This window comes from Novosphingobium sp. TK46, from assembly GCF_055361525.1.
On the sequence record NZ_CM143963.1, the window covers coordinates 3,752,050 to 3,775,288 of the forward strand.

Below are 23,239 nucleotides of genomic sequence, written 5' to 3' on the forward strand. Positions count from 1 at the left end.
GCACGGTGCCGGCGCAGCCGACATGCGGATAGACGCTTCACCATACCGTAAAGTTTCTTCTTGCGTGGAATATCAATACTCTTTGCGGACCATCTCATGTTTCGTGGCGGAATGCGGGGCCGATACGATGGATCAATCGTCGCCTTAAGCATCTCGCGACCCCTACCGCACGTCCGCCATTTCCACGGTCGTGACAGCCGGTGTCGTTATCGTTCTAGAGACTTCGCGATAGAGTTCCTCGCAGCGATTCAGCCACCGGTCCCTGGTAAACAAGCGCAGCACGCGATCGCGCGGCGTGCTGCGCGAAATTGCCATGGCCGGAGCGATGGCAGCCGCCAGCGCATCGACATCTCCTGCCGGTGCGAAAACGCCCGCCTCCCCGATCACCTCGCATGCGGCGCCCATGTCGAACGCTGCCACCGGCAGGCCGCAAGCCATCGCCTCGGCGGCGACCAATCCGAACGGCTCGTCCCAGCATGGGGTGAAGAGGAACAGCGATGCACGGCCAAGTTCCGCAGCAAGGCGCTCGCCTGACAGATGGCCACCGTACCGCACATGCGGACCAAGCAGGGGCACGACTTCGGCCTGCCAGTAATCGCCGTCTTCGATGCTACCATAAAGCGTGAGATCGATGCCAGCCTGCCGCGCAGCGCGCGCTGCCAGATGCGGCCCCTTGTTCGGTGTCATGCGACCGCACCATACAGCCTCGGCGTTACCGCGCGCGACGAAGGGCCACTTTGCCGGATCGATCCCGTTATGCAGCACCGTGGCCTGCGCGGGAGCACCTTGCGGCCACCAGGCCTGCAACTGGCGGGCGGAGGTAACTGTCAAGCGATGTCGCGGCGACGGGCTCGCCGAGACGAACCAGTGCAGAGCATCATACGGCGGCACATGAAGCGAGGTGACGGTGGGCACGATCGCCGTGCGCCGCTGCTCCAGCGGGAACCGGTGAAGGCTGTTGTTGTGTACCACGTCGAACCCACCGCCGGCGATGCGGTCACACGCGTCAGCATAGCCGGCGTCCAGGTGCGCGATCAGCGGAGCGGATCCGCGATGCTCCGCCCATGGAAAGGTAGCTTCGTAATGCGTGTCGACCACCGCGTCGATTTCGAAGCGTGGATCGCTGTCGCCCGAGGCGAACAGCGTCACCTCATGCCCGCGATCCTGCAAGCCCTTGGCCAAGTGCCAGCAGTGCGCCTCCATCCCACCGGCGAACGGCTCGGAGATCCGCTGGCGAACGTGGCCAAGGATCGCGATCTTCACGCAGCCACCGCGTCCTTTCTGGTGGGCGCGGTGGCGGTCGAAGGCACGACGTTCGCTTCCAGCCAGCGCAGCACCCGCGCGGTATTGGCGTAAGGTTGGTGGCTTTGCTGACCGGTCAGGGCAAGGTCTTCTTCGCCCGGGGCACGCAGGATGCGCACGGGATGGCCGGGCAAATCCTCGATCAAGCCCATCAGCTTGAAGGCGTGCAGCCAATGCCCCATCGTCCGATAGCCCCACTTGGCTTCGAACAACTGAGCATTGCGCACCACGCTTTCGAGATGGTGCACCGGCGGCATGTGGTGCGGGTGATACTGGTGATACGCCAGACCACCCTTTGCCCACGCGATCGGCACGCCGGCCTTGCTCAGCGTCTTGCCGAAATCGGTGTCCTCGCCGCCATAGCCAAAGTAGCGTTCGTCAAATCCGCCAACGTTCAGGAACGTCGCCCGCCGCATCGCGAAGTTGAGCGACCAGAAGCAGCGATAGTCCTGGCATATCTCGATCCCATCTGGCGGTGGGCCCCGACGATCCGAGTGCTTTACCGCCACTTTCGCGAACGCGTCGCTATTCCAGTCACCCTGTGTCGCACCCCCGGGAAGGTAGAGCACCTCGCCCATCAGAAGACCGTCGAATCCCGTCATGAAGCCGGAGTAGTCGGCGATCAACTCGGGAGCGGGAATGCAATCCATGTCCAGGAAGACGAGGATATCGCCGGAGGCCTCGTGCGCAGCGCGGTTGCGTGCCGCCGCCAGTGGCAGTTCCTCGCCCGCCACCATGATCTGACGGATCGGGAAAGGCGCTTCGGGCAGTTCGTAGCGTTCCGGTTGCATGACCGCCACGATCAGTTCGGTCGGCAGCTCGGTCTGCCGCGACAAGCCGATCACCACGTTGGCCAGATGATCGGCACGGCCCTTTGCCAAGGTGACAGCGGATATCGTGGTCATGGCAGGGCGGGCTCCTTGGGCAGGGGTAAGGGTGAATTCGGGACAGGCGAGTCCCACAGTCGATGGGCAAGATTCTCGAGCCAGGTCGCCGCGCGCAGCGCCGGCGCATCGTCGATCATGTCACGCTGGCGAGCTGGCAAGTGGCTGGCGAATGCTTGCTCCAATGCCGCCGACCAGCCATGCGCGGATGATGGCAGGTGCGGTTGTACGCAGGCGAGGCCGGCCGCCGCCAGCGCCGCAGCCTTGTGGTGCTGCTCGTCGAAATATCGCCACTCCGGCACCGCCAGCCATGGCCGGCTTGAAGCCAGGATCTGCTGACAGGTCGTGTTGCCCGTCGATGCTATGACGAGGTCGGCGGCGGCGATATAATCCGCGGCATTGTCCACCCATCCACGATGCTCGATGTTCGCGGGCTCGGTCGCGTGCCAATCGCGCTGGACCTTGCCGATGGTGATCCACCGCGTGCCGGGCGTCGTCCGAGCACCGACGCCCAGCGGGGCTTGAGCAAAGCCCTCCCCTCCACCGCCGGACAGGACTAGGATCATCCGATCAGTGCTGGATACGCCGATACGCTGGCGTGCTACATCGCGTTCGGGCACGCGCACATCGACGCCCAGCCCCCCTGCGAAGCAGGTCCTGGCACGCATGTCGGCATCCCAGTCTGGCTGAGCAAGTTGTTCGTGGAACGGTGCAAGCAAGCCGGCGGCACCATCATAGGCCGCGCGATGGCCGGGATCGCTGCGATCACCATGTTGCAGCACCTTCACGTGTGGAACCGAGCAAATGCGGGCTAGCTGTGCGATTTCCGCCGATACGTCGCAGATCATCAACGCGGGGTCGGCCTTGTCGAACCACTTGGTGATGGTTGCCATAGCATGCCTTATGCCCGGCCAGCCCAAGGGCGCGCAGTGCAGCGTCTCAGGCGTTCCCACCCAGTCCATCGACCCGGCTTCTCGCCCGGTAGGCTCGAACAACGATGGCAGTCGCACGATCTCGACATGATCGGGCAGCGATGGAAAGATGTCATCGCGCGCGCTGAAGATCGTGACGGGGCGTTCAGGAGGCAGCGCGCGGGCGATCGCGGCGCAACGTTCCGCGTGGCCCCGGCCCTGGTGATGGACGAAGTAGCCGAATGGACGCCTCATGCCGCCTCGCACACGGTCGAAAACGCTGGCGACACCAAGCCAAGCCGGGCGAGCCCTTCCAGGACCCCGCCGGCATGCGAGGCAGTCGCGCGGTACAAGCCATCACGCCGTAGCAAACCGTCCAGTTCACGGCTCGCATTGCCGACCACGATCGCCGAACCGCAAGCGGCCAGCATGTCGGCATCGTTTCCGCTGTCGCCGGCCGCAACGCACTGCGCGAGGGTTAGACCTGAAAGCCGCGCATAATGGGCGATAGCGGCCGCCTTGCCTCCCGCTGGCGAAAGGACGTCGATCAGCCGATCGTGCGAGAAGACCACACGCGCCGCAAGACCGGCCTGGGCCAGCGTCTCTTGGATAAGGGCGGCATCGACTGCATCGCCAAAGAAGCTGATCTTGTGTGGTCCAGCTGTCGCGCTCGGCTGAGGATCGATGGCCAGAGATGCCAGTGTAGCGGCGACGGCGCGGCGATCCCAACCCTGATCGAGGATTGCGGCATAATCCGCGCATTCGATCCAGCCGCCTTTGCCATCCGCCAGCATGATGCGCGTCCCCACATCGACGATGAAGGCATCCGGCAACGGCAAGCGCCATTGATCAAGGATGGCGCAGGCCGCCGTGAGATCGCGTCCCGTCGCGACTGCGAAAGGCAGGTCTGATCTGCTGTGCCAGGCCGCGAAGTCGGCTGCGCCCCGTCTGCATCCCGTCAGCGTGTTGTCGATATCGCAAACCAGCAGCCCCGGCGCCTTTGCTTCGCGGTAGATCTCGACCGACCTTTCGGCGTACCGAGCCCATGAATAGGCTTTGACCCCTGCCCTGCCTGCCGCCGCAAAGCGCTGGTGCATGGCTGTATCCGAAAGTATCGTTGTCAACGCGGCGGCAAGCGCATCCTCGTCGTGCGGATCGAAGATCAGGCCATGGCCGATCCTGTCGATGATCTCGCCCGGCCCGCCATTGCAGGTGGCAACAACCGGTACACCCGCTTCGGCCGCCTCGACCACCGTAAGACCGAAAGGCTCGTGAAACGCCGGATTGACGAAAATGCCTCCCTCAGCCGCCAGTTGGTAAAGAGCCGCAACATCGTCAGCATCGTGCATCGACGGCAAGGCCACCTTCCCGGTTAACTGGGGCGTTCGACATAGTGCCTGCAATTCTTCGAGCACGGCGCGCTCCTCGCCATTGGCGTGGCGGTGCTGTCCTGCCAGGATGACAAGGTTGGCGCTTTCCTGCAGCCACCCGTCCCCAGCATAAGCCCGCAGGAGCGCGGCGAGGTTCTTCTTTCGCACAGGCCTGGCAATCGCGAGGATGATCGGCCGCTGTGGTTCGAGGATCCAATCGCCCAAACGATCCACGATGGTGCCCTGTTTCTTTGTCCGTGGGCGTTGGGGTACACCCGGCGGCACGATCCTTACCCGATCATCCGTCACCGCTTCGTAGCGCCCGATCTGGCAATCAGCTTCGTCCTGCGACGATGCGATGATCGCCGCAGCGGTGCGCAATGCCAAGCGCTCGGCCTCGATCCGCGCTTCCAGTCGCGAACCACCCTCGGAACGTTTGTCTATGCCCAGTGCATGGGGGGTGTAGATGAAGGGAATGCGAAATCGCATTTGCGCCGCAAGCGCCACTGCGGCGGCGTCGGCGAAGTGCGCGTGAATGATGTCGGGAATTTGGCGCAGACCGGCAAGATAAGCGCAGAATGCGCTGGTAAAGGCCGGCAGTTCCGCGGCCAGATCCTCCTTTTCCACATACGCAAGGTTCGCTGTGGCTATTCGGCTGACCGACAGCTTGGGCCCTATCCGATCAGTCTCCTGAGCATGAACCGGGTCCAGTCGCGCGTCTACGAACAGACGGGTGACGATGGTGACAGACGTAACATGATCAAGCGCGGCTTGGTGACGCGCCGCATCCAGCACGTAGGCAATGTGACCTCCGGTATCGGCGGTTACACCAAATTCAACCGGTGGCTTTCGCAGACAGCCCCCCAGCGCGAGATGAATGATGTTCAATGCGGTTCCCTGTTAGCAGGAACCCGTAACCCTTCGCATGCTTCTTTGATCCTAATCTATAAAAATGGTGCCCATGCGGGCAATCGAGAACATAATTAATGTTAATTCGCGGACAGGGAGATGAACTTATCGACTGATATGGGCACCAACAACAGCCACACGTAACCAAGCAAGAATGGCTGCAAACAACCCGTCCGAGCCGGTAGCTATTTACGCAACCACTTGAGATTTCGCGGGTTGAACTTTCGCATCACCGTTGTCGGCGTGGCTATCGCGGATGCTCTAAAGACGAGGCACCATGCTCATCCGCGCGGGCTATAACCTGGCATTCCAATGCAACGTCGCCACTCCAATGATCGCGATGCTAAACATCCATCCGTCTCGGGTCGCTGATGTGCGTCTGTCAGAATCGCTGAATGCCAGCGATTGCGTAGGTCGGGAGGATTATCTGGATGCCTTCGGAAACGTCTGCACGCGCCTGGTCCTGCAGCCAGGCACCACGATGCTGTCCAGCAGCTTCGTGATCGAGGATGCGGGACTGTCTGATCCCCAACTGGATGCCGAACAACAGCCCGTCGAAAAGTTGCCCGCAGAGATCCTCACCTACCTCGTAGGAAGCCGTTACTGCGATACTGACCGCTTGATGTCCGAGGCATGGTATCTGTTCGGCGGCGTTGCCCCAGGATCGGCCCGCGTGAAAGCAATCGTCGACTTTGTGCATCACCATCTCACATACGGGTATTGTTATGCGCGGGCGACCAGAACAGCATACGAGGCCTATCAGGAACGCGTCGGCGTATGTCGCGACTTTGCCCATCTGGCAGTCGCCTTATGTCGGTGCATGAACATTCCCGCGCGCTATTGTAGTGGTTACCTCGGTGATATCGGCGTATCGCCAGTCGATGTCGCAATGGACTTCCATGCCTGGTTCGAAGTCTATCTTGATGGCCATTGGCACGCCTATGATGCGCGCCACAATGTCCCTCGCATCGGTCGCATTCTGATGGCCGCCGGCCGTGATGCGGCCGATACCGCACTCACGACCGCGTTCGGCTGGGCGCAGTTGCTCCACTTCGAGGTGATCGCCGACGAAGTGTCCAGCCTGTCTGAACGCACGATCGCGCGTTCAACCTCATTGCAGCCGCATGACGGTATCTTACACCTTGTTGCCGCCTAGTTCTCAGCCTGAAGTCCGCGGAGTAGTTTCTCAAAGCTTTTCCAATTTTTGACGGCAGCATCCAAAGGGTTCGCTGAACGAACGCTGCAGCAGCAAGCGTTGTGGCAATTATGTGCCAGCGCGATGGGTCGGTTGGAAGGCTGCCTGGCCTCGGAAAGAACGCGTTCGGCAGGTACTTTCACGCTACTTGCCAAAGAACGAAGCAGATGGTCATTGATCAATGGCGATGACTTACGGGTGTTTGCGCCTAGGGAGTTCAAGCCGCACCAAATGCGTACAGTCGCCCTTTTCGGAGCGACCGCACGCAGCAGGTCCCTTCATTTACAGTCCTGCGGTAAGCTTCAGGTAGCCGAATTGCCCTGGAACATCGTAGGTTATCGGGTCGAAATTGTTCAGGCTGCCGCGTTCAGTACCCTTGCGATCGAGCACGACGGACCCGTTCGGTGCCGACAATACGTACTTGGCTACTGAACTGATTAATGTAGCTAAACCAAAGCACCATGGCGTCGCCAGCAAAGCGTAGATCGCCGCAAGGTGTGGAGCTAACCGGGTGTGCTGCTGCCACCCGCATCTAGCGCTCATCAAAATGCCCGCCCAGCCGGCCTGTTGATCCTCTGCGTTTTTGACAGCATGGACGCCTCGTAAGCGGGCCCTGAAACCTTCTTGACGACAGCATCGCGTGAAACCCTCACTTCGCCGCAGTGGCCTCGATCTCGACGAGATAGGCCGGGCCGGCAAGGGCGGCGACCTGGACCGTGGAGCGCGTCACCGTGCCGGGGTTTTCGGGCGTGCCGAAGAACTGTTTGAAGCCTTCGTTCATGCCGGCAAAGTCCATCTTCCCATTCAGCGCGGGATCGCCGCCGACGAAGACGGTGAGCTTGACGATGTCGCTCATCGCGTAGCCATGCTCCGCCAGGATGGCCTTGATCTTGTTGAGGACGCTGACGGTCTGGGTCTTGGTGTCGCCCAGGTCGGACATAGTGATCTGCGCCGGCGGTACCTTTTTCGATGGGTCGATCGGCGAAGCCAGCTGGCCGCTGAGGTAAAGCGTGGTCGCGCCCGCCTTCACCGTTGCCGACTGCAGGATGAGCCCGGGCGGCGCGTTGGGGTGCTTGATTACCGTCTGCCCGTGTGCGCTCGCGGCCAGCAGCGAAGCGGTCAGGACGGTCGAGAGAAACGCAAATCTTTTCATGTGTTCAACTCCGGTGATAGCCACGCTCAGGCTGCCCGAACGGCAGTGGAGCGATAAGGGGTTACGAGCGCTTCGGCGGTGACGCGACGGGCCAGTGCCAACACTTGCGCGCGGGCGGACTGGATACCGCCTTCCTGCCAGCCAGGCGTTTGGCTCAGCGCCGCCGTCGCGAAATAGACACGGCCCTCGGCCGCCTGCAGGAAGCGGAAGTCCTCGGTATCGATATTGCCTTCCTGGCGCCCGTTGGCGCTGCCCGCGTTCCAGTCGGGCCACGGTCCCAGGCTGTAGGGCACCTTGTGCCAGTTGACGGCGATGCCGTTCATCAGGTCGGCGCCGTGACCCGGATGCAGCTTGTCGACGATGCTGCGGGAGAAAGCGATCTGTTCGGCGATGGGACGCTTCTGGAAGGCCTCTGCATCGGGCCCCGAGCAGTAGCATCCCAGCAGCATGCCCCGATCGCTGTGCAGCCCGGCCGAGGGATACCAGATCAGTGCGGAGGGGCCGCCCACGAACGAGATCCCACCGTAGATCTGCTCCTTTTCCCAGAAACGAGGACTCTCGAAGGCGACCTTGTTCGAATAGTCGTACTTTACGTCCGCGATCGCCTTCTTGAGGCGGGGCGTGAAGTTGGTGTCGATCTTGGCCAGCACCGGAAACGGGATCGTGCAGATCATGTAATCGGCGACGACCGTTTCCTTCGCCCCGCTCGCGGTGTCGCGATAGACCACCTCGACGCTGCCCGAGCGCTGACGGATGCTCATCACCTCGGCCCCGCGCAAGGCAGGGCGCCGTAACGCGCCGTCCATCGCCATGTGGATGCGATCCATGCCGCCCACTGGCTCGAACATCGTCGCCTGCATGTAGAGGTTGTCCTCGAACAGGGTGGCCGGCAGCCGCTGGTTGGCGAGCAGCTGGTCCAGCGGCATGGCGGTGGACGGTGAAGCAAAGGTGACGCCCGCGCCCGGCGCGGTGCCGAAGCCCGAGCGCTCGGTACCGGTGAACGTGCCGTCATCGCCAAGGTCGCCATAGGCTTTGAGGAACGGCATCAGCTTTTCGCGGTCAGCCGCCGAAAGCTCGGTATCGAGCGAGCCCTTGTTGATCGCCTTGCCCAGCAGTTCGGCGATGCGACCGCGCATGTCGTTGATCGCGGTACGCATGCGGATCTTCGATCCGTCGTCGCCCATGACGTAGGCGGACCGGCTACTGTTGACTTCGACTTCCAGCGGGACGCCAAACGTCTTGGCATAGCCGAGAAGGCCCTGGTGAAAGCTGGGGATGCGCGCGGGGCCTGCGTTGAAATAGATCCCGTCGGAAAAGCGCGCGGTCTGCGTCTCCTCGCCGATCATCTCGATCGTATCGCCATCGCGCACGGTCCAGGCGCGGCCGCCGACGCGGGGGCGCGCCTCCAGCAGAGTCACCAGGAAGCCGGCCTGTTCCAGTTCGTAGGCCGAGGTTAGCCCGGCAATGCCTGCGCCCAGCACGACCACATGGCGCCCCTTACCCACTCCGGCGGGCAGCACGCTCATGTCCTGCGCCTGCGCGACCCCGGCGATGCCAAGCGCGTGCATGGCGCCGAAGCCGGCGCCCAGCCCGCCCATCAAGCCGATGTGTTCCAGTATCGATCTGCGTGTGATCATCGAACTGTTCCCCTGTTCGTAGCGTTGAGTATCAATCGAGATGCGGAGCGACTGGCTGTCCTTGTGCATTGCCGGCCCGGAAGATGGTGACGGGCAGTCCTAGGTCGTAAGGCGCTTGCCCATGCGCACGACGGGCACATCAAGACCGTCGACGTTCGTCGTGGTGCGCTCCATCTCTTCGTAGCCGCAGGCCGCATAGAGCGGCTCGCCCGCGAGCGTTGCCATCAGCTCTACGCGGGTGAACCCGTCCTCCAGGGCGGCCGCTTCGCATTGCTGCAGGATGAGCCGGCCGACGCCCCGGCGCGCGAAATCGGGATGGGTGTACATCGCCCGGACCCGCGCCGCCTCGGTCCGGCGATCGAGGAGGCGGGCATCGCGCAGCGCTGCGGAATGGTCGCCCCCGAACAAGGTTGCGCGACGGCTCCAGCCGCCACATCCGGCGATGGTGCCCTCACTCTCGACCACGAAATAGGTGCCGTCGTCGACCAGTTGCGTGTCGAGCCCCATGAAGCCGTGGCTGGCGGCGACTTGTGCCGGTGTCAGGAACGCGCGCTGGCTGATGTCGATGGCCAGCTGCATGATGTTTTTGAGTACCGGAAGGTCCGCAGTGGTGGCGAGGCGGGCTGCGATCGGGGTGGCGGCGTGGTTCGTAGGCATCGATGTCATGGCGTCCATAAGCAAAGGCGAGAAACGGCCGATCCGAGAAGGCGCGGGAGCCTGGCCCCGGCGCCTCCCTTCGAAGCGGATGGAGCTCAGTATTTGACGCGGGCCCGAACATACCAGAAGCCCCCGTTGATGCCGAAAGGACCGCCACTGCGCGGATAGATCTGGCCATCGGACGTACCACCCGTGACTGCGTAGATCGTGTTGAAGGCCTTGTTCAGCTTGTCGGGGTAGTTGTTGAACACGTTCGTCGCGCCGGCGGATAGCGTGTAGTGATCGGCGATCGTGTAGCTGACGTCGATGTCGGTGACGAATTCCGAGCCGAAGCTGTCGCCCGGATAGTCCTGCTGGGTCGACCAGCTGGAATAGAAGTTCTCACGCGCGGTCAGTGTAAAGCCCTCGATCTGCCAACTGCCGGTAAAGATGGCGCGATGCTTTGGCGCGAAGTTGGAGATGTCGGTGATGCGATCGGCGCCGATCGCGATCGGGTCGAAGTCGGTGACCTTGCTTTTGTTGTAGTTGTACGCGAGGGTGAGATTGACCGGATTGCCGAGCACCGGACCCGTGCGATAGGTGCCGACCACATCGACGCCGCGGGTGCGGGTGTCGAAGCCGTTGGTGAAGTATTGCACGGCGCCGCCGACGCCGACGGTGCCGAGAACCGGCAGCGCCGCGACATCGGCAGCATCCACGTCGAAGGTCGAGGTGATGCTGATCCGATTGCGCACCTTGATCTGGTAGGCATCGATCGTCAGCGTGAACTGGGGCACCGGGTTGATCACCACGCCAAGACCGAAGTTGGTCGATTTCTCGGGTTTGAGTGGCACGGCGCCATAGTATTGGGCGATGGCGCTATTGACGGGGTAGGTACCGGTCTGCACCTGCTCGCCGCCCGGGGCGAAGGCGGTGGTCACGATCTGGGTGCTGCTCTGGCCCGGCGACGGGGCGTGGAAGCCGGTGCCGACCGTGCCGCGCAGCGCCAGTCCATCGACCGCCTTCCACAACGCGTTGGCCTTGCCGACCCAGGCGTCACCGAACGTGTTGTAGTTCTCGTAGCGTCCAGCAACGCCGAGCGTCAGCGCATCGGTGATATCGCCCTCGGCACTGAGGTAAAGGCCGGCGCTTTTCTGGCTGCTGGTACCCGCGGACGCTTCGCTGGTGCCGGCGTAACCGCTTGCGCCCGGCCCCATGCCGACGGTTGAATCGAACACGTAAACGCCCGGCGAGATCTGCGAATAGAGGTTCTGATTGGCATAAGGTCCGACACCGGTGGACTGCGGGTCGCCTGCGGTCGTGGTGTAGGTTTCGCGGCGGTATTCGAAGCCACCCGCGAGCGTGATCGGGCTCGCGAGGCCAACCTCCCAGCCATAGGAAAGGTCGAGATTGACGTTGAATTCTTTCTGTATCAGCTTTCCGAATTCGAACGAGGTCTGGCTGTCGGGGCCATAGGACGCATTGAGGGACTGGCTCATCGACAGGTCAAGCGCGTTGCGGCTGAGCGATGCGGAAACGTCGTACTTCACCTCCGACAGCGTGCCCTTCAGGCCGACCACGCCGTAGGCCTGGTCCTTGGTGCCGCCGAAGCGAGGGGTAAAGCCCGCCGGATAGAGGGACGTGAAGTTGAATACGTTGCCGTCCTTGACGAAGCCGCCGGCGGCGCAAGTCGCGCTCCCGGGCGGACAGGGCGTCAGGTACACAGGATGCGCGAACGCCCCGTTGACACCGCTGGTGGTCACGGGTGTGCCATCGACCGTGGTGGTGTCGTACTGTTTGACAGCGCGATAGTTGAAGCTCTGGTCAGCCTTCGCGTGCGCGATGTTGCCGAAGAAATAGATCTGGGCGTCGGGCGTAATGTCGAAGCCCGAATTCAGCATCAGCTTGTAGCCATCGCTTGGCGAATTGCCCCAGATCTGCGCGGGACCGGGATAGTTAGGGATCCGGTCAGCCAGATTGGGAAACTCCTGCGCGAACAGCAGCGCGCCGGGCCGGGTCACGCCGCGGCTGGTGCCCTTGTCGTCGTTGTACTCGCCCGAGAGGGTAATGAAGCCCGAATCGCCAACTTTCACGCCGGCATATGCGGCGATCTGACGGCTGTCCCCGTCACCACCGTTGTCGTAATACTGACCGTATCGGGCGGTCACTTCGAAGCCGGGTTCGGTCTTGAGGCCGTAGTTGAGCACCCCGGCGATCGCGTCCGATCCGTATTGCGCGGTTGCGCCCTCACGCAGGACCTGAAGGTTGCCGACCGCGATCGACGGGATCAGCGAGATGTCGGAGCCCTGCGAACCCAGCGATAGCGCGGTGTCGCCGCCCGTAACCACCTGGACCAGTGCGGCGCGGTTGAAGCGCTTGCCATTGACCATCACCAGAATTTCATCGGCGGGCAAACCGCGCAACGACGGCGCACGCACGAAGGTCGATGCATCGGAGATCGTGTTCTGGTTGACGACGAACGAGGGGACGATGTTGCGCACGATGTCGAGCATGTCCGAGGCCGGTTGGGTCCGCAGTTCGGCCGCGCCGATCACATCGACCGGCGAGGCGGAATCAGTGATGGTGCGATCGGTGCGGCGTGTGCCGATGACGACCAATTCGCCCGCCGGTTCGTCGGCGGCGGCAAGGGATTGATCTTGTGCCAACGCAGGAGAGGCCGAGAGCAGCGCGATGTTCGCCACCCCTAAAGCAAGAACGGTCTTAATGGAGATTTGCGTGGAAATAGCATGCATAGGCCGTGTCCCCTGTTTCACGCCTATCAGGACATCTCCTTGCTCTGGGTGTGCGGTCATCAGGCCGCACTTCCGTCGACGACATCAACGTCTCAAAAATGTCATTTAAAGGGAAGCGCGTCGTACGATTGTTTTCTCCTGTGTCTATTATGCCGCAAACCGTCATCTTGGGCGATCTTCTATATATCATAACTGCAGCCGCATCTTTCTTCTGCAGCATGGCATTTTTACTTGTAAGCCATTGCCAATCGCCGCCATTCTCTCGTTCCGGCAGAAACAGGGTCTAAACGATGCGAGGAATAGTGGCGGCGACGATCATGGTATTGGCGACGCCAGCCACAGCGCAGCAAGCCGAGCCGAATACGACCGCTGCCATCCAGCGGATCGAGAACGGGAACGGGAAACTTCATGCTGTCATCGCGCTCGATCCGACCGCCTTGGCGCAGGCGCGAACGCTCGACCGGGAAGGCGCGCGAGATCGTGCCTTGTTCGGCATGCCGGTGCTGTTGAAGGATAATATCGAAAGCGCCGGCCTGCAGGCGACGACCGCCGGCAGCATGGCCCTGGCTGCAAACGTCACCGGCAGGGACGCTCCGATCGTCACGCGCCTGAGGCGCGCCGGTGCGATCATCCTGGGCAAGACGAACTTGTCCGAGTGGGCCAACATGCGGTCCAGCGCATCTATCTCAGGTTGGAGCGCGATCGGCGGACAGACGCGCAATCCCCACTCGCTGGACCGTACGCCTTGTGGGTCATCGTCGGGCAGTGCCGTTGCCGTTGCCGTTGGCTTCGTCGACGCGGCCATCGGCACCGAGACCGACGGGTCGATCACCTGCCCCGCCGCGATCAACGGTGTCGTCGGGTTCAAGCCGACAGTGGGCCTCGTCAGCCGAAGCCGCATCATTCCGATCAGCCATAGCCAGGACACCGCAGGCCCTATCGCCAAGGACGTCAGGACCGCCGCTCGGTTACTCACCGTGATCGCTGGTTCCGACCCAGCGGACGTAGCCACGCGCGAAGCGGATGCCCGACGGATCGACTATGCGGCGAATCTCGACACCAACGCCGTGCAAGGCGCGCGGATCGGCGTGCTGCGCTTTGCGACGGTTACGTCGGAGCCTTTGAATGGCGTCTTCGAGGCCGCGCTCAACGTGCTTCGCGCGCGTGGAGCGACGCTTGTCGACATTATCGCGCTCGACGGGCGCGAGAAGATAGGTCCGGCCGAGTTCACGGTTCTGCTGACCGAGTTCAAGGTCGATCTCAACGCCTATCTTGCCACCACCCCTCCTGCGGTTAAGACGCGCACGTTGGCTGGCCTGATCGCATTCAACAAAAGCCACCCGCGTGAGCTGTCGTTGTTCGGACAGGATGTGTTCGAGCAGGCGGAAGTTACCAAGGGTCTGGACGATCCCGAATACAAGGCGGCCCGCGCGCTTTGCGTGCGGCTAGCGGGTGCGGACGGTATCGACGCCTTGCTCAGGCAATATAGGGTTTCGGCGCTTGTGGCGCCAACCGCACCCGCAGCGTGGATGATCGACGCGGTGAATGGCGATCAGTACAACGCGGTGGGTGCGGGAAGCCTGGCTGCGGTCGCCGGATACCCTCATCTGACTGTTCCGATGGGCGCCGCGATGGGCTTGCCGCTAGGTCTTTCTTTCATCGGAGCCAAGTGGAACGATGCGCACATCCTGTCGCTTGGCTACGGCTATGAGCAAGCCAGCCAGGCAAGCATTCAACCTGGCTATGCGCCTTCTGTCGAAGAGAGCCGACAAGTAGCCCCGCTACTCGCACCCTTGAAGCGCTGACGATCACATGGTGCAATTCACTTAGAAAACCGAGAGCGATCGGCGGTCGTAGCGCCATCGCCAGGCAGAGTTGTCGCGTTGAACCGGCCCAGTGCACGGAACTTGGGGCAACGTACAATTGCGACCGGGGCCGCAGCCGGCACAGACAGCTAATCGGTCTGCTCAGGAGCGTCGCAGCCAAGGCGCGCAGATCGCAAGGCAGGCGATCGTCAATCTCGCAAGACAATTGTCGGCGGGCGGCATCGAACCACCGGCCCCTGTCAGGCGGACGAACATGCTAAGTCATGCTTCGAAGTCGCAACTGCCTGTCATCGACTTGGTAGCCGCAGAGGCAGATCGACCCGCCTTACTCCAAAATAACCGGAATGAGGGATGCCACCAAGAGGGCCGCCATTGTCCAGTTGAAAAAACGCAGGGACCTTGGCGTTGTCAGCGCATGCGAAACACCAACGCCAATCAATGTCCAGCCAGCGGAAGTGATGAAGGCCACCACGAGCAGTATCGCCGCCAGTACCAGTGACGCCGCCGTCGATTGAGGCCCCGGTAGCGTATACGTCGCGATCGCCCCGGCGACGATAATCCAGGCTTTGGGGTTAATCCATTGGAACAATGCAGCCTTGAAGAAGGAGAACGGCTGCGTGAGGGCACCCTCACCCGCCTCTGCTTTCGGCTTTGCACGAGCGATCGCGAACGCCAGCCACAGGAGGTAAGCGGCGCCCAACCACTTCATGATGCCGTGGATTACAGGATCGGCAAGCAACGCGTGCCCCAGGAAAGCTACCACAAGGAACATGGCCGGAAAGCCAATTGAAACACCGAGGAAGTGCGGCACCGTGCGCCTGAAGCCATAGTTGGCGCCAGATGCTGCCAACATGGTGTTGTTTGGCCCTGGCGTAGCACCCATGGCGATCGCAAATGCCAGCGCAGAAAAGAACCAGCCCGAATCCAACACTCGATCCTTGAAAATTGATCGTTACCGTAGCGACACCAGCGTCAGGTACAAAGGGTTCTGCTATTACCAAGCCCCATCAGCGCGAGGCCGACAGCATCGCTCCCGACCATCGGCCGCCATGCGCGCGCGAAAGCCGGAACAGCGGGGGCACGATCGAAGAACGCAAACATGCGTAGTCAGCCATTTCGATGTCATCATCGCTGCCGCAGAGGCTGGACGCGCCGAGCTCGTCCGTTTGCACCGAACCAGTCGGATCGATGATGAGACGCTCCACGAACTCGAGCACGATCTTGATCTTGAGGAGCTTGCAGCCATAGCCGCAAAGGCCTGAGTGGCTACCGCTGCTCTGCTGCGGGCCGTTTGTCGTTTAAAGTGCCCTAACGATCGGGTGCTCAAGTCGCACGTCGTCTAATAGCCGCTCGATGGTGGCACGTTGCGCGTCAGTTCCGCCCAATCTGAAATCCCAGTTGCAATGGGCATGCGTCTTCACGTCACGCACGATCACCTTGCCAAGCGCCCGCTGCCATGTTTGCGACGTGCCACCTTTCTCCCGGATAAGCCGGTCGACAAGCATTTGTTCAAGGTCGCAATCCGTCATGCCTTCCGCAGTTTAGCGCAATGGTGACCTGATTGCGACATAGATCGCGATTGTCTCCCACCCTTATCTGGGGCTACTCGACTTCAAACGGCAGCGGATGGACTGACCGAGCGGGAGAATGCAAATGCCACGCCTTGGAATCGAGAACATCAGCGTGTTCGGCCTCCCGCTGTTGGAATTTGTTGACTTGGCAGCAGACTTGGGCTGCCAACATATTTCCACCGGGCTTACCAGCTTCGCGTTTGGCATCTACGACTATGCGCCCTATTCGTTACGTGATGATTCAGCCCTGCGGCGAGAGTTCATGGCAGCCATGTCCGACCGCGGTGTTTCCATTTCGCTGGGCGAAGGTTTCACGATCCGCGAAGGATTGGATGCGACAAGTTACCGCGCTGATCTGGATTTGTTCGCGCAACTTGGTGCCGAACGGATCAACACTGTAAGCATGGACGCCGACTTCAATCGCACGTGTGACCAGTTCGCTATAATGGCGGAATTGGCCGCCGATCGAAACTTGCGCATCACGACCGAACTCTCGCCGGGCCTCACCATAAAGGATCTACCGACTGCCCTTGCCGCCCTGCGCCAGATCGGGAGGCCGGACTTCCGATTGCTGATCGACACCATGCACGTGATTCGCTCGGGATCGTCCCCTGCCGATTTTGACCAGCTCGATCCGGAGCTGATCGATTATATCCAGGTCTGCGACGCACCTCGTGAGCCGCGCATATCCAATTACTTCGAAGAGGCCATGTTCGAGCGCATGGTTCCGGGAGAGGGAGATCTCGGCTTGTCTGAGTTGATCGCTGTTTTGCCGTCGGACCGGGTTTATGCCATAGAAGTTCCATTGCGCAGTGATGCCTTGGCGGGTGTCGGCCCTCACGAACGGCTAGCGCGCTGTGTCGAAGCAACACGCACGCTCTTGGCTGCGACAAACACCGAGGTGCAGTGATGTCCGTATTTGCGGAGAAGTACGGACCGGTCGCCATGGTCACCGGCGCCTCATCAGGAATAGGGGCGGCCTTTGCGGAACAGCTCGCCGCCGCTGGCTTGAACTTGGTTCTGGTCGCGCGGCGCTCTGATCGCCTAGCCGCGCTCAAGGAACGCCTGGAGCGGACGCACGGGATCACGGTGCTTTCGCTGACGGCCGATCTGGCTCAGGTCGATGCCGCGGCTGGTATTCTCGAAGCGACTGCCGACCTTGATGTCGGTCTCGTGATCAGTAACGCCGGCTTTGGCATGAAAGGGGATCATGCCCACAACGATCCCGGCCAGATGACTGAAATGCTGATGGTCAACTGCCAGGCGCCGCTTCAGCTGACACACGGCTTCATTCCACGGATGAGGAAACGCGGAAAAGGCGGTATCGTCCTCGTCAGTTCCGTCGAGGGGCTGATCGGCTGCCCCTACTCGGCTGCGTACGCGGCCACGAAAGCACTGGTAAAGTCGCTTGGCGAGGCGCTCTGGGGTGAATTGCAAGGCGAGGACATCGATGTCCTCACGTTGTGCCCTGGTGCTACTGAATCCGAAGCTGCGGCGCGGTCCGGCATGGATTTATCCAAGTTGCAAAACGTGATGAGCGCCGAAGATGTCGCAAGCTTGACGCTCGACAACCTTGGCAATGGCCCCACGTTTATCAGCAGCGACTACTACCGCAAGCAGTTCGACGGCTTGCTCGCAATGCCGCGACGCGATGCGCTAAATGCCATGGCAGCAAGCCTCAAGGGATCGATCGAGGAAAAGCCCATTTGATGTCGGATACGTATAAGGCCGCGTTTTTTCCGGGCCCCCTGCGATGTCGACGTTGTTGACCTCGACTACCCCAATTGGGACAATGACGATGCCAGAATGCGTAATCTCATGACGGGGGTTGCAGTTCGGGTGTCTCGGCCTTCCGTTATGGCAATGTGGACGTGATCATGCGGCGGCATCTATGCCTGACAAAGCGGAAGCGAGGCATGGAGCGCGTAAGCAGCGCCACGACAGAATAGCCCAGGCCTGTCCCGTATCGAGCCAGGCGAAGGACCACGGCTGGGACCGTACCCCTACCCCCCGACCTCTCACTGGGAGACGTCCAGGGGGAGGTTGCTACTTGCCGATCAAGACGTCGCTGGCCTTGATCAACACGGTGACAGTATTGCCGACAGCCAAGCCGAGATCAGCGATAGCCTCCTCGGTGATGCTCGAGGTGATGACATTGTCGCCACCGACGTCCACCTTGACGGTACCGTTGACGGCGCCCCCGGTAATCGCCGTGATCGTACCCTTAAGCTGGTTGCGCGCGCTGATCTTCATCTGCCTATCCTTTGCTTTGACGAGGTCTTCGATTAGCGACTCACTCGAGCTGCATCAATGATCGAGCTCCGGCTTACTGAAGATCAGCGCTCGGCAGATGGTGACGGCTGCAGAGGCATATCGGGGCCGATCATGCCAAGCTTACACGTCGGCGGCGGTGGGGCGGACGATGATCTCGTTGACGTCGACGCCGTCGTGCTGTTCGAGCGCGTACCGGATAGCGCGAGCGATCGCGTACGGCGTCAGCGACTTCTTGCGCCAGGTGCGAAGGCCGTCCGCAATTTCGGGCACGCTAATGTCGTGGCCCAGTTCGGTCGCCACAACGCCGGGTTAGATCAGAGTGGAGCGCACCTCATCATGCTCCTGCTGCATCCCCTCGGTAATGACCTTCACGGCATGCTTGGTGGCGCAGTATACCGCAGCCGTTGGCATGACCGCGTAAGCCGCGACCGAGGCCGCGTTGATGACATGCCCTGATCCTTGCGCCACGAAGCGCGGGAGCACGGCGGCGATGCCATGCAACACGCCACGCACGTTTACGTCGATCATGCGGTTCCATTCGTCCAGCTTCACCGCCGCCAGCGCGGACAGCGGCATAACGCCGGCATTGTTGACCAGCGCATCGATCCGGCCAAACCGCTCGACTGCGGCATCTGCTGCAAAGGCCTGGAAGTTGTTCGCATCCGTCACGTCGAGCGCAAGCCACGCGACGTTGTCGCCGCGTTCCTCCGCAAGCGCCTTGAGTCGCTCGGTTCGGCGGGCGCCTATGAACAGCCGGGCTCCGGTTCCGGCAAGCTCGCGCACGGCGGCCTCACCGATGCCGCTGGACGCGCCGATGATGAGGATGGTCTGGTCGATAGTAGGCATGTGTCGTCTTCACTGCTCGAGTTTCAGGAGAAACGGCAATATGGAACGGTGCGATGTGGAGACGTTAGGCCCATCGTCCGGCAGGCTTGCCCGATGCTATGAAGTTCGACGTCGGCATCTTGCCATTTACCGATGCAACGGGTCAGAATAGCGGCATGCGAAATGCCGCCTACCTCGCTGAATCAATCGCAAGTCACCTCCCTTCAACGGGCATGGTTGCGACTGCGCTGCCCTGTCTATCGCTGTTCCGTGCGGATGCGCCAAGCGCACCCTTGCCCGCTGTCTACGAGGCATCGGTTTGCCTGATCGCGCAAGGTTGGACAAAGGAACCCGATAGAGTCCTTAAGTGGTGGCGCTGAAGGCGCGCCCAGTATGGGTATGCTCAGCGCTGGCCCGGCGGCATCGGCTCCGCGTCGGCGTCGCGCGGCAGTTCATGCGTATGCTCCGGCGGCAGGAACCCCTGCGAGAGGACATGGTACAGCCGCTCCTTGGAGACCGCCTGTGCCACGACGTCCGCGATCAGCGCGGAAGCGAGCAGCGGCATCATCAGCCCGCGACTGGCGGTTGTCTCCGAGATGATGATAACCGCCGTCAGCGGCGCGCGAACGACGCCGGTGAAATATGCGACCATGCCGAGCAGCACGATCGCACCGCTGGGATAGGTCGGAAAAAGCCAGCGCAGCATGTCGCCGACACCCGCGCCAACTGCGAGCGACGGGGCAAAGATGCCGCCTGGCATGCCCGATACCGCGGTCGCCAAGGTCGTCACCAGCTTGGCAATACCGAACCAGTGCGGCACATCCGCACCGGTGATGATGCCGCGCGCCGCGTCATAGCCGGTGCCCCAAGTCAGCCCGCTCGCTACACCGATGACCGCAACCACCATTCCGAGCGATCCGGCGAACAGAACCGGACGCGCGCGCAAGCTTGCGACCGGCGTCCAGCGCGTCCGCCCCGTAGCCAGCACCGCGCGTGAGAAGAACGCGCCCATCAGCCCGCCGAGGACGCCGGCAACCGGCGCCGCCAGCATCGTCTCCCGGATCGAGAGCGTCTGCCGCATAACCCCAAAATAGACGTAGTCGCCTGACAGCCCGAGGCTGGTCATGCCGGCGATCAGCACCGCCGTCATCACCAGCAACGTCATGCGCTGCTCGTAGGCCGCGGCCAGTTCCTCGATCGCGAAAGCCACCCCTGCAAGCGGCGTATTGAATGCCCCCGCAACACCGGCGGCGCCGCCGGCAATGAACACGGACGCCCGCAGCGGAATGGCCATCAGCCTATGGGCATACCCCATGATCGATGCCGCAACTTGAACCGTAGGCCCTTCACGCCCGGTCGAAGCACCGACGAGCAGCGTCCCGACCGTCAGCACAAGTTTCACGACAACCGTCCTTGCCGAGACGAGCTTGGACATCGCGTGATCGGGGTCATGGGTCGCGGCCATCACCTGCGGGATACCCGATCCTCGGGCTGCCGGGGCCAACCGGATCGTGAGGCCGGCAATGGCGGCATAGCCCAACGGCGTGATGACAAGCGGCGCCCACCACCAGCGCGCCACCAGTGATACGAACTGCGCACCTGCCCAATCTGCAGCATGGGCGAACAGCAGGGCGACCAGCCCGATCAACACCGCTCCACCTAGGATGGCGACCCGCCGTCGCCACACTGGCGCGGTGGGGCCATGCTCGCGCAAGAGATCGCGCGCTTGTTCAGGAAATTTGACCATCAGACGTCCGCAGATGCGCCAACCGCCACGAGGCAGACAAACCCGCTCGCTATGGCGCCTATTCGCTGCCCAAATGTGCCTTTGCCTTGCTTCATCGACGCGACCAACGCCCCGAGGGCGACCGCCATCAGCACGATCCCGGCTAACGATCGTGCTTCTGGAAATCGGCGGATGGCGCTGGAATGCGCAGGGTCGCGGGTCAAGATGCTACCTTTAGCCGAGCGGTTTGCCGCTGGCGGCCCAACCGACGTTAGAAACCTGCCCGCCCATGCTATCGCAAGACGGACACCCCAAGGCTTTATCGCAGCCGGCCCAGTTCACCGCAACCTTGATCAAAAAAAAGGCTACGGCCAGGGTACAGCATCTGTGAGCGTTGACTTACCGAAGGTCGCTTTTGCGTAGAACATTTTGCTGCCCGCCGCTGACCCGGCATCATGATTGCGATGGGCGACCAGCCTGGCCGTCAAGCCACGTTCATAGGCAAGAGGACCAGGGATGCTCCACTTCCATCATGCCACTACAATTCGCTTTGCCCACAAGGCAGCGTTGGCTGAGGTACTTTAGCCGGATTGTCCGCAACTCGGCGAGATGAACGACCGGGATGAGGCCTTACGGCAGCTCGGACCCTCAATCCCCTGCATCGGTGATCTGCTTTAGCATCGTTGCGGCGAACTGCAGGAACTGCGTCGTGTCGACCTGGGCGGATGGAATCGCCTTGCGATAGGTCGCGAAACCATGGATCGTCCCTTTCGCCTCGTAGAAGATCGTCGGCACGCCGGCGGCGATGAGCTTGGCCGCAAAGGCACGTCCTTCATCGCGAAGTGGATCGAGGGATGCGGTCACGAGCACCGTGGGCGGAAGACCGGCGAGGTTCGCGAGCAAGGGCGACGCACGCACGCTCTTGGGATCGGCCGCGTAGAGGTCTTCGCTGCCCGGATCGATATCCAGAGCAAAGCCGTTGCCGAAGCGCTTGCGCGATGGATAGGACCTGGTGCTGTCAGTGGCGGGATAGATCGGCAGTTGCATGATTACCGGCAACGCGGCCGGCTTGTCGCGCAAGGCCAGCGTCGTAACGAGCGTCAGGTTGCCTCCGGCGCTGTCACCGCTGATGATCATGCCGGTGAATTCCCGGCCGAACGCCTTGCCATTCCGTGCGATCCAGCGCGCCGCCGCCTCGCCGTCGTCCACCGCGGCGGGCCACGGATCCTCGGGGGCCAGCCGATACTCGACCGAGATCACCGGCAGGTCCAGCTGTCGCGCCATCTCCGCAGCGAAGCCCGCATGGGTCTCGATTCCACCGACGACATAGGCGCCGCCATGGAAGAACACGACGACCGGCCCGCGTTTGCGACTTGCGAGCGGATCGTACATCCGCGTCCGCAGCGCGCCACCGGGTCCGGGCACGCTCACGTCGGTGATGGTCGCCATATCGCCCACCGGCAGATCGTCGGTCGATATCATCTTTTCAGGCGGAAGGCGGCGGATCATCTCCAGCATCTTGCGGTCGAGCTGCGGCCTGGGGCTGGCCTTCAGGTGATCGAGGTAGGCCTGCACGTCCGCTTTGACGAAAGGCGCAGCATCAGCATCGGCGCCGTCCGCGCCGGCCCGAGGCTGACTGGCGCGAGCGGCGGACCGCGCCAGAGCCAGCATCGTCAGACAACTCACGAGTTTCCAAATCTTCATGGCGTTCTAAACCTCCCCAACGCAGTCGTTTTTTCCACGGTCATCGGGTGCGACCGCATGTCATTTCGCCAGTCTAGCGACCATTGCAGGCCCGAGGCAACGACCATGCCGACGCATTGGTGCAACCATTCCTCACGCTCCTGCGCCGATGGATCGCGAGCCCGCAGGATGAACTGCCTCAGCAATCCGTTTATGCGGTCCTTCCCAGCGCCCGCTGGCTTATGCCGGCCTCTTCATGGCCGACCCCCCCCCCTACAATGGCCGCGAAGACCGCGCCGAGGGACCAGATGTTGCTGTTCTCAGGCATTTTGCAGCCGGCAGACCGTCACTGCGCTGTTCGACGCCGGGCCGGCGTTGGACGGCATCAACGCGCCGGCGAATGGTCGAGCTTCTGAAGGCGCAAGGAATGGCGCCCCGGTCGAAACCAGGGCGCCAAGGTGACTAGATGGGGAGGCAACCGCGGTCACCCGGGATGGCAGAGATAATCATGCAAAGGGCTTTGTCCTCGGCCTTTTCCCGTGCTGTGCAGGATCCCCTCGGCTAAAACATCAACGATTACGCAG

General features: G+C 62.0%; 19 protein-coding genes and 1 pseudogene. 5 read left to right on the plus strand and 15 right to left on the minus strand.

Annotated elements, in window-relative coordinates:
* Window positions 1-162 precede the first annotated feature (162 nt).
* The 4 genes from ACXJ1Z_RS17880 to ACXJ1Z_RS17895 are packed head-to-tail and all read right to left on the minus strand — an operon-like array spanning window position 163 to window position 5,355.
* Window positions 163-1,263 (minus strand): glycosyltransferase, encoded by a 1,101-nt coding sequence (locus ACXJ1Z_RS17880; protein ID WP_463778528.1) that lies wholly within the window; start codon window positions 1,261-1,263, stop codon window positions 163-165.
* The gene (locus tag ACXJ1Z_RS17885; protein WP_463778530.1) at window positions 1,260-2,207 is read right to left on the minus strand and encodes a glycosyltransferase family 2 protein; all 948 of its coding nucleotides are present in this window, start codon (window positions 2,205-2,207) and stop codon (window positions 1,260-1,262) included. The genes ACXJ1Z_RS17880 and ACXJ1Z_RS17885 overlap by 4 nt, the downstream gene beginning before the upstream one ends.
* Window positions 2,204-3,352, minus strand: a complete 1,149-nt coding sequence (locus ACXJ1Z_RS17890; RefSeq protein ID WP_463778531.1) for a glycosyltransferase — start codon at window positions 3,350-3,352, stop codon at window positions 2,204-2,206. Before ACXJ1Z_RS17890 ends, ACXJ1Z_RS17885 begins: the two co-directional genes overlap by 4 nt.
* A complete protein-coding gene (locus ACXJ1Z_RS17895; protein WP_463778533.1) occupies window positions 3,349-5,355 on the minus strand; it encodes an HAD-IIB family hydrolase in 2,007 nt (668 codons plus the stop codon). Before ACXJ1Z_RS17895 ends, ACXJ1Z_RS17890 begins: the two co-directional genes overlap by 4 nt.
* Window positions 5,356-5,653: 298 nt before the next feature.
* Here ACXJ1Z_RS17895 and ACXJ1Z_RS17900 point away from each other — a divergent pair, with 298 nt between their 5' ends.
* Window positions 5,654-6,532, plus strand: coding sequence for a transglutaminase-like domain-containing protein (locus tag ACXJ1Z_RS17900; RefSeq protein WP_463778534.1), 879 nt, complete (start codon window positions 5,654-5,656; stop codon window positions 6,530-6,532).
* Between the two features lie 688 nt (window positions 6,533-7,220).
* Here ACXJ1Z_RS17900 and ACXJ1Z_RS17905 read toward each other — a convergent pair.
* The 4 genes from ACXJ1Z_RS17905 to ACXJ1Z_RS17920 form a co-directional block, all read right to left on the minus strand.
* Entirely contained in the window at window positions 7,221-7,724 is a 504-nt protein-coding gene (locus tag ACXJ1Z_RS17905) for a RidA family protein (protein ID WP_463778536.1), read from the minus strand.
* 26 nt (window positions 7,725-7,750) lie between these two features.
* A complete protein-coding gene (locus tag ACXJ1Z_RS17910) occupies window positions 7,751-9,361 on the minus strand; it encodes a flavin monoamine oxidase family protein (protein ID WP_463778537.1) in 1,611 nt (536 codons plus the stop codon).
* Between the two features lie 99 nt (window positions 9,362-9,460).
* A complete protein-coding gene (locus tag ACXJ1Z_RS17915) occupies window positions 9,461-10,027 on the minus strand; it encodes a GNAT family N-acetyltransferase (RefSeq protein ID WP_463778539.1) in 567 nt (188 codons plus the stop codon).
* Window positions 10,028-10,113: 86 nt separating this feature from the next.
* Window positions 10,114-12,699 carry a TonB-dependent receptor plug domain-containing protein gene (locus ACXJ1Z_RS17920; protein ID WP_463778540.1) on the minus strand — a complete coding sequence of 862 codons (2,586 nt, stop codon included), beginning with the start codon at window positions 12,697-12,699 and terminating at the stop codon, window positions 10,114-10,116.
* 341 nt (window positions 12,700-13,040) lie between these two features.
* Between ACXJ1Z_RS17920 and ACXJ1Z_RS17925 the strand changes: the two genes are divergently transcribed.
* On the plus strand, window positions 13,041-14,555 hold the full coding sequence (locus ACXJ1Z_RS17925) for an amidase (protein ID WP_463778542.1): 1,515 nt from the start codon (window positions 13,041-13,043) through the stop codon (window positions 14,553-14,555).
* Window positions 14,556-14,901: 346 nt separating this feature from the next.
* Here the strand turns inward: ACXJ1Z_RS17925 and ACXJ1Z_RS17930 are convergent, their stop codons facing one another.
* The 3 genes from ACXJ1Z_RS17930 to ACXJ1Z_RS17940 all read right to left on the minus strand — a co-directional run bounded on the left by ACXJ1Z_RS17930 (window position 14,902) and on the right by ACXJ1Z_RS17940 (window position 16,105).
* Window positions 14,902-15,504: a LysE family translocator gene (locus ACXJ1Z_RS17930; protein ID WP_463778543.1), complete on the minus strand. Its 603-nt coding sequence runs from the start codon at window positions 15,502-15,504 to the stop codon at window positions 14,902-14,904.
* Between the two features lie 79 nt (window positions 15,505-15,583).
* Window positions 15,584-15,793 carry a hypothetical protein gene (locus ACXJ1Z_RS17935; RefSeq protein ID WP_463778545.1) on the minus strand — a complete coding sequence of 70 codons (210 nt, stop codon included), beginning with the start codon at window positions 15,791-15,793 and terminating at the stop codon, window positions 15,584-15,586.
* 81 nt (window positions 15,794-15,874) lie between these two features.
* Window positions 15,875-16,105 carry a hypothetical protein gene (locus tag ACXJ1Z_RS17940; protein WP_463778546.1) on the minus strand — a complete coding sequence of 77 codons (231 nt, stop codon included), beginning with the start codon at window positions 16,103-16,105 and terminating at the stop codon, window positions 15,875-15,877.
* A 124-nt stretch (window positions 16,106-16,229) separates the two neighbouring features.
* Here ACXJ1Z_RS17940 and ACXJ1Z_RS17945 point away from each other — a divergent pair, with 124 nt between their 5' ends.
* Together ACXJ1Z_RS17945 and ACXJ1Z_RS17950 are read left to right on the plus strand one after the other, a co-directional pair.
* Complete coding sequence (locus tag ACXJ1Z_RS17945; RefSeq protein ID WP_463778548.1) at window positions 16,230-17,057, plus strand: sugar phosphate isomerase/epimerase family protein; 828 nt, start codon at window positions 16,230-16,232, stop codon at window positions 17,055-17,057.
* A gap of 35 nt (window positions 17,058-17,092) precedes the next feature.
* The gene (locus ACXJ1Z_RS17950; RefSeq protein WP_463778549.1) at window positions 17,093-17,857 is read left to right on the plus strand and encodes an SDR family NAD(P)-dependent oxidoreductase; all 765 of its coding nucleotides are present in this window, start codon (window positions 17,093-17,095) and stop codon (window positions 17,855-17,857) included.
* A gap of 336 nt (window positions 17,858-18,193) precedes the next feature.
* On the opposite strand, the gene ACXJ1Z_RS17955 is transcribed toward ACXJ1Z_RS17950, so the two are convergent.
* Both ACXJ1Z_RS17955 and ACXJ1Z_RS17960 read right to left on the minus strand, forming a co-directional pair.
* The gene (locus ACXJ1Z_RS17955) at window positions 18,194-18,400 is read right to left on the minus strand and encodes a TOBE domain-containing protein (protein WP_463778550.1); all 207 of its coding nucleotides are present in this window, start codon (window positions 18,398-18,400) and stop codon (window positions 18,194-18,196) included.
* A 141-nt stretch (window positions 18,401-18,541) separates the two neighbouring features.
* Window positions 18,542-19,267, minus strand: a pseudogene (locus ACXJ1Z_RS17960) (SDR family oxidoreductase).
* 212 nt (window positions 19,268-19,479) lie between these two features.
* Between ACXJ1Z_RS17960 and ACXJ1Z_RS17965 the strand changes: the two are divergent.
* Window positions 19,480-19,626, plus strand: coding sequence for an AraC family transcriptional regulator N-terminal domain-containing protein (locus ACXJ1Z_RS17965; protein ID WP_463781291.1), 147 nt, complete (start codon window positions 19,480-19,482; stop codon window positions 19,624-19,626).
* A gap of 23 nt (window positions 19,627-19,649) precedes the next feature.
* On the opposite strand, the gene ACXJ1Z_RS17970 is transcribed toward ACXJ1Z_RS17965, so the two are convergent.
* Window positions 19,650-20,993 carry a chloride channel protein gene (locus ACXJ1Z_RS17970; RefSeq protein WP_463778552.1) on the minus strand — a complete coding sequence of 448 codons (1,344 nt, stop codon included), beginning with the start codon at window positions 20,991-20,993 and terminating at the stop codon, window positions 19,650-19,652.
* 627 nt (window positions 20,994-21,620) lie between these two features.
* On the minus strand, window positions 21,621-22,676 hold the full coding sequence (locus ACXJ1Z_RS17975; protein ID WP_463778554.1) for an alpha/beta hydrolase: 1,056 nt from the start codon (window positions 22,674-22,676) through the stop codon (window positions 21,621-21,623).
* Window positions 22,677-23,239: the final 563 nt, after the last annotated feature.

Coding starts and splice junctions, on each gene's coding strand:
- ACXJ1Z_RS17885 (WP_463778530.1), bottom strand. CDS start 2,207: ATGACCACGATATCCGCTGTCACCTTGGCAAAGGGCCGTGCCGATCAT.
- ACXJ1Z_RS17890 (WP_463778531.1), bottom strand. CDS start 3,352: ATGAGGCGTCCATTCGGCTACTTCGTCCATCACCAGGGCCGGGGCCAC.
- ACXJ1Z_RS17900 (WP_463778534.1), top strand. CDS start 5,654: ATGCTCATCCGCGCGGGCTATAACCTGGCATTCCAATGCAACGTCGCC.
- ACXJ1Z_RS17905 (WP_463778536.1), bottom strand. CDS start 7,724: ATGAAAAGATTTGCGTTTCTCTCGACCGTCCTGACCGCTTCGCTGCTG.
- ACXJ1Z_RS17910 (WP_463778537.1), bottom strand. CDS start 9,361: ATGATCACACGCAGATCGATACTGGAACACATCGGCTTGATGGGCGGG.
- ACXJ1Z_RS17915 (WP_463778539.1), bottom strand. CDS start 10,027: ATGACATCGATGCCTACGAACCACGCCGCCACCCCGATCGCAGCCCGC.
- ACXJ1Z_RS17925 (WP_463778542.1), top strand. CDS start 13,041: ATGCGAGGAATAGTGGCGGCGACGATCATGGTATTGGCGACGCCAGCC.
- ACXJ1Z_RS17940 (WP_463778546.1), bottom strand. CDS start 16,105: ATGACGGATTGCGACCTTGAACAAATGCTTGTCGACCGGCTTATCCGG.
- ACXJ1Z_RS17945 (WP_463778548.1), top strand. CDS start 16,230: ATGCCACGCCTTGGAATCGAGAACATCAGCGTGTTCGGCCTCCCGCTG.
- ACXJ1Z_RS17950 (WP_463778549.1), top strand. CDS start 17,093: ATGGTCACCGGCGCCTCATCAGGAATAGGGGCGGCCTTTGCGGAACAG.
- ACXJ1Z_RS17955 (WP_463778550.1), bottom strand. CDS start 18,400: ATGAAGATCAGCGCGCGCAACCAGCTTAAGGGTACGATCACGGCGATT.
- ACXJ1Z_RS17965 (WP_463781291.1), top strand. CDS start 19,480: ATGGTTGCGACTGCGCTGCCCTGTCTATCGCTGTTCCGTGCGGATGCG.
- ACXJ1Z_RS17970 (WP_463778552.1), bottom strand. CDS start 20,993: ATGGTCAAATTTCCTGAACAAGCGCGCGATCTCTTGCGCGAGCATGGC.
- ACXJ1Z_RS17975 (WP_463778554.1), bottom strand. CDS start 22,676: ATGAAGATTTGGAAACTCGTGAGTTGTCTGACGATGCTGGCTCTGGCG.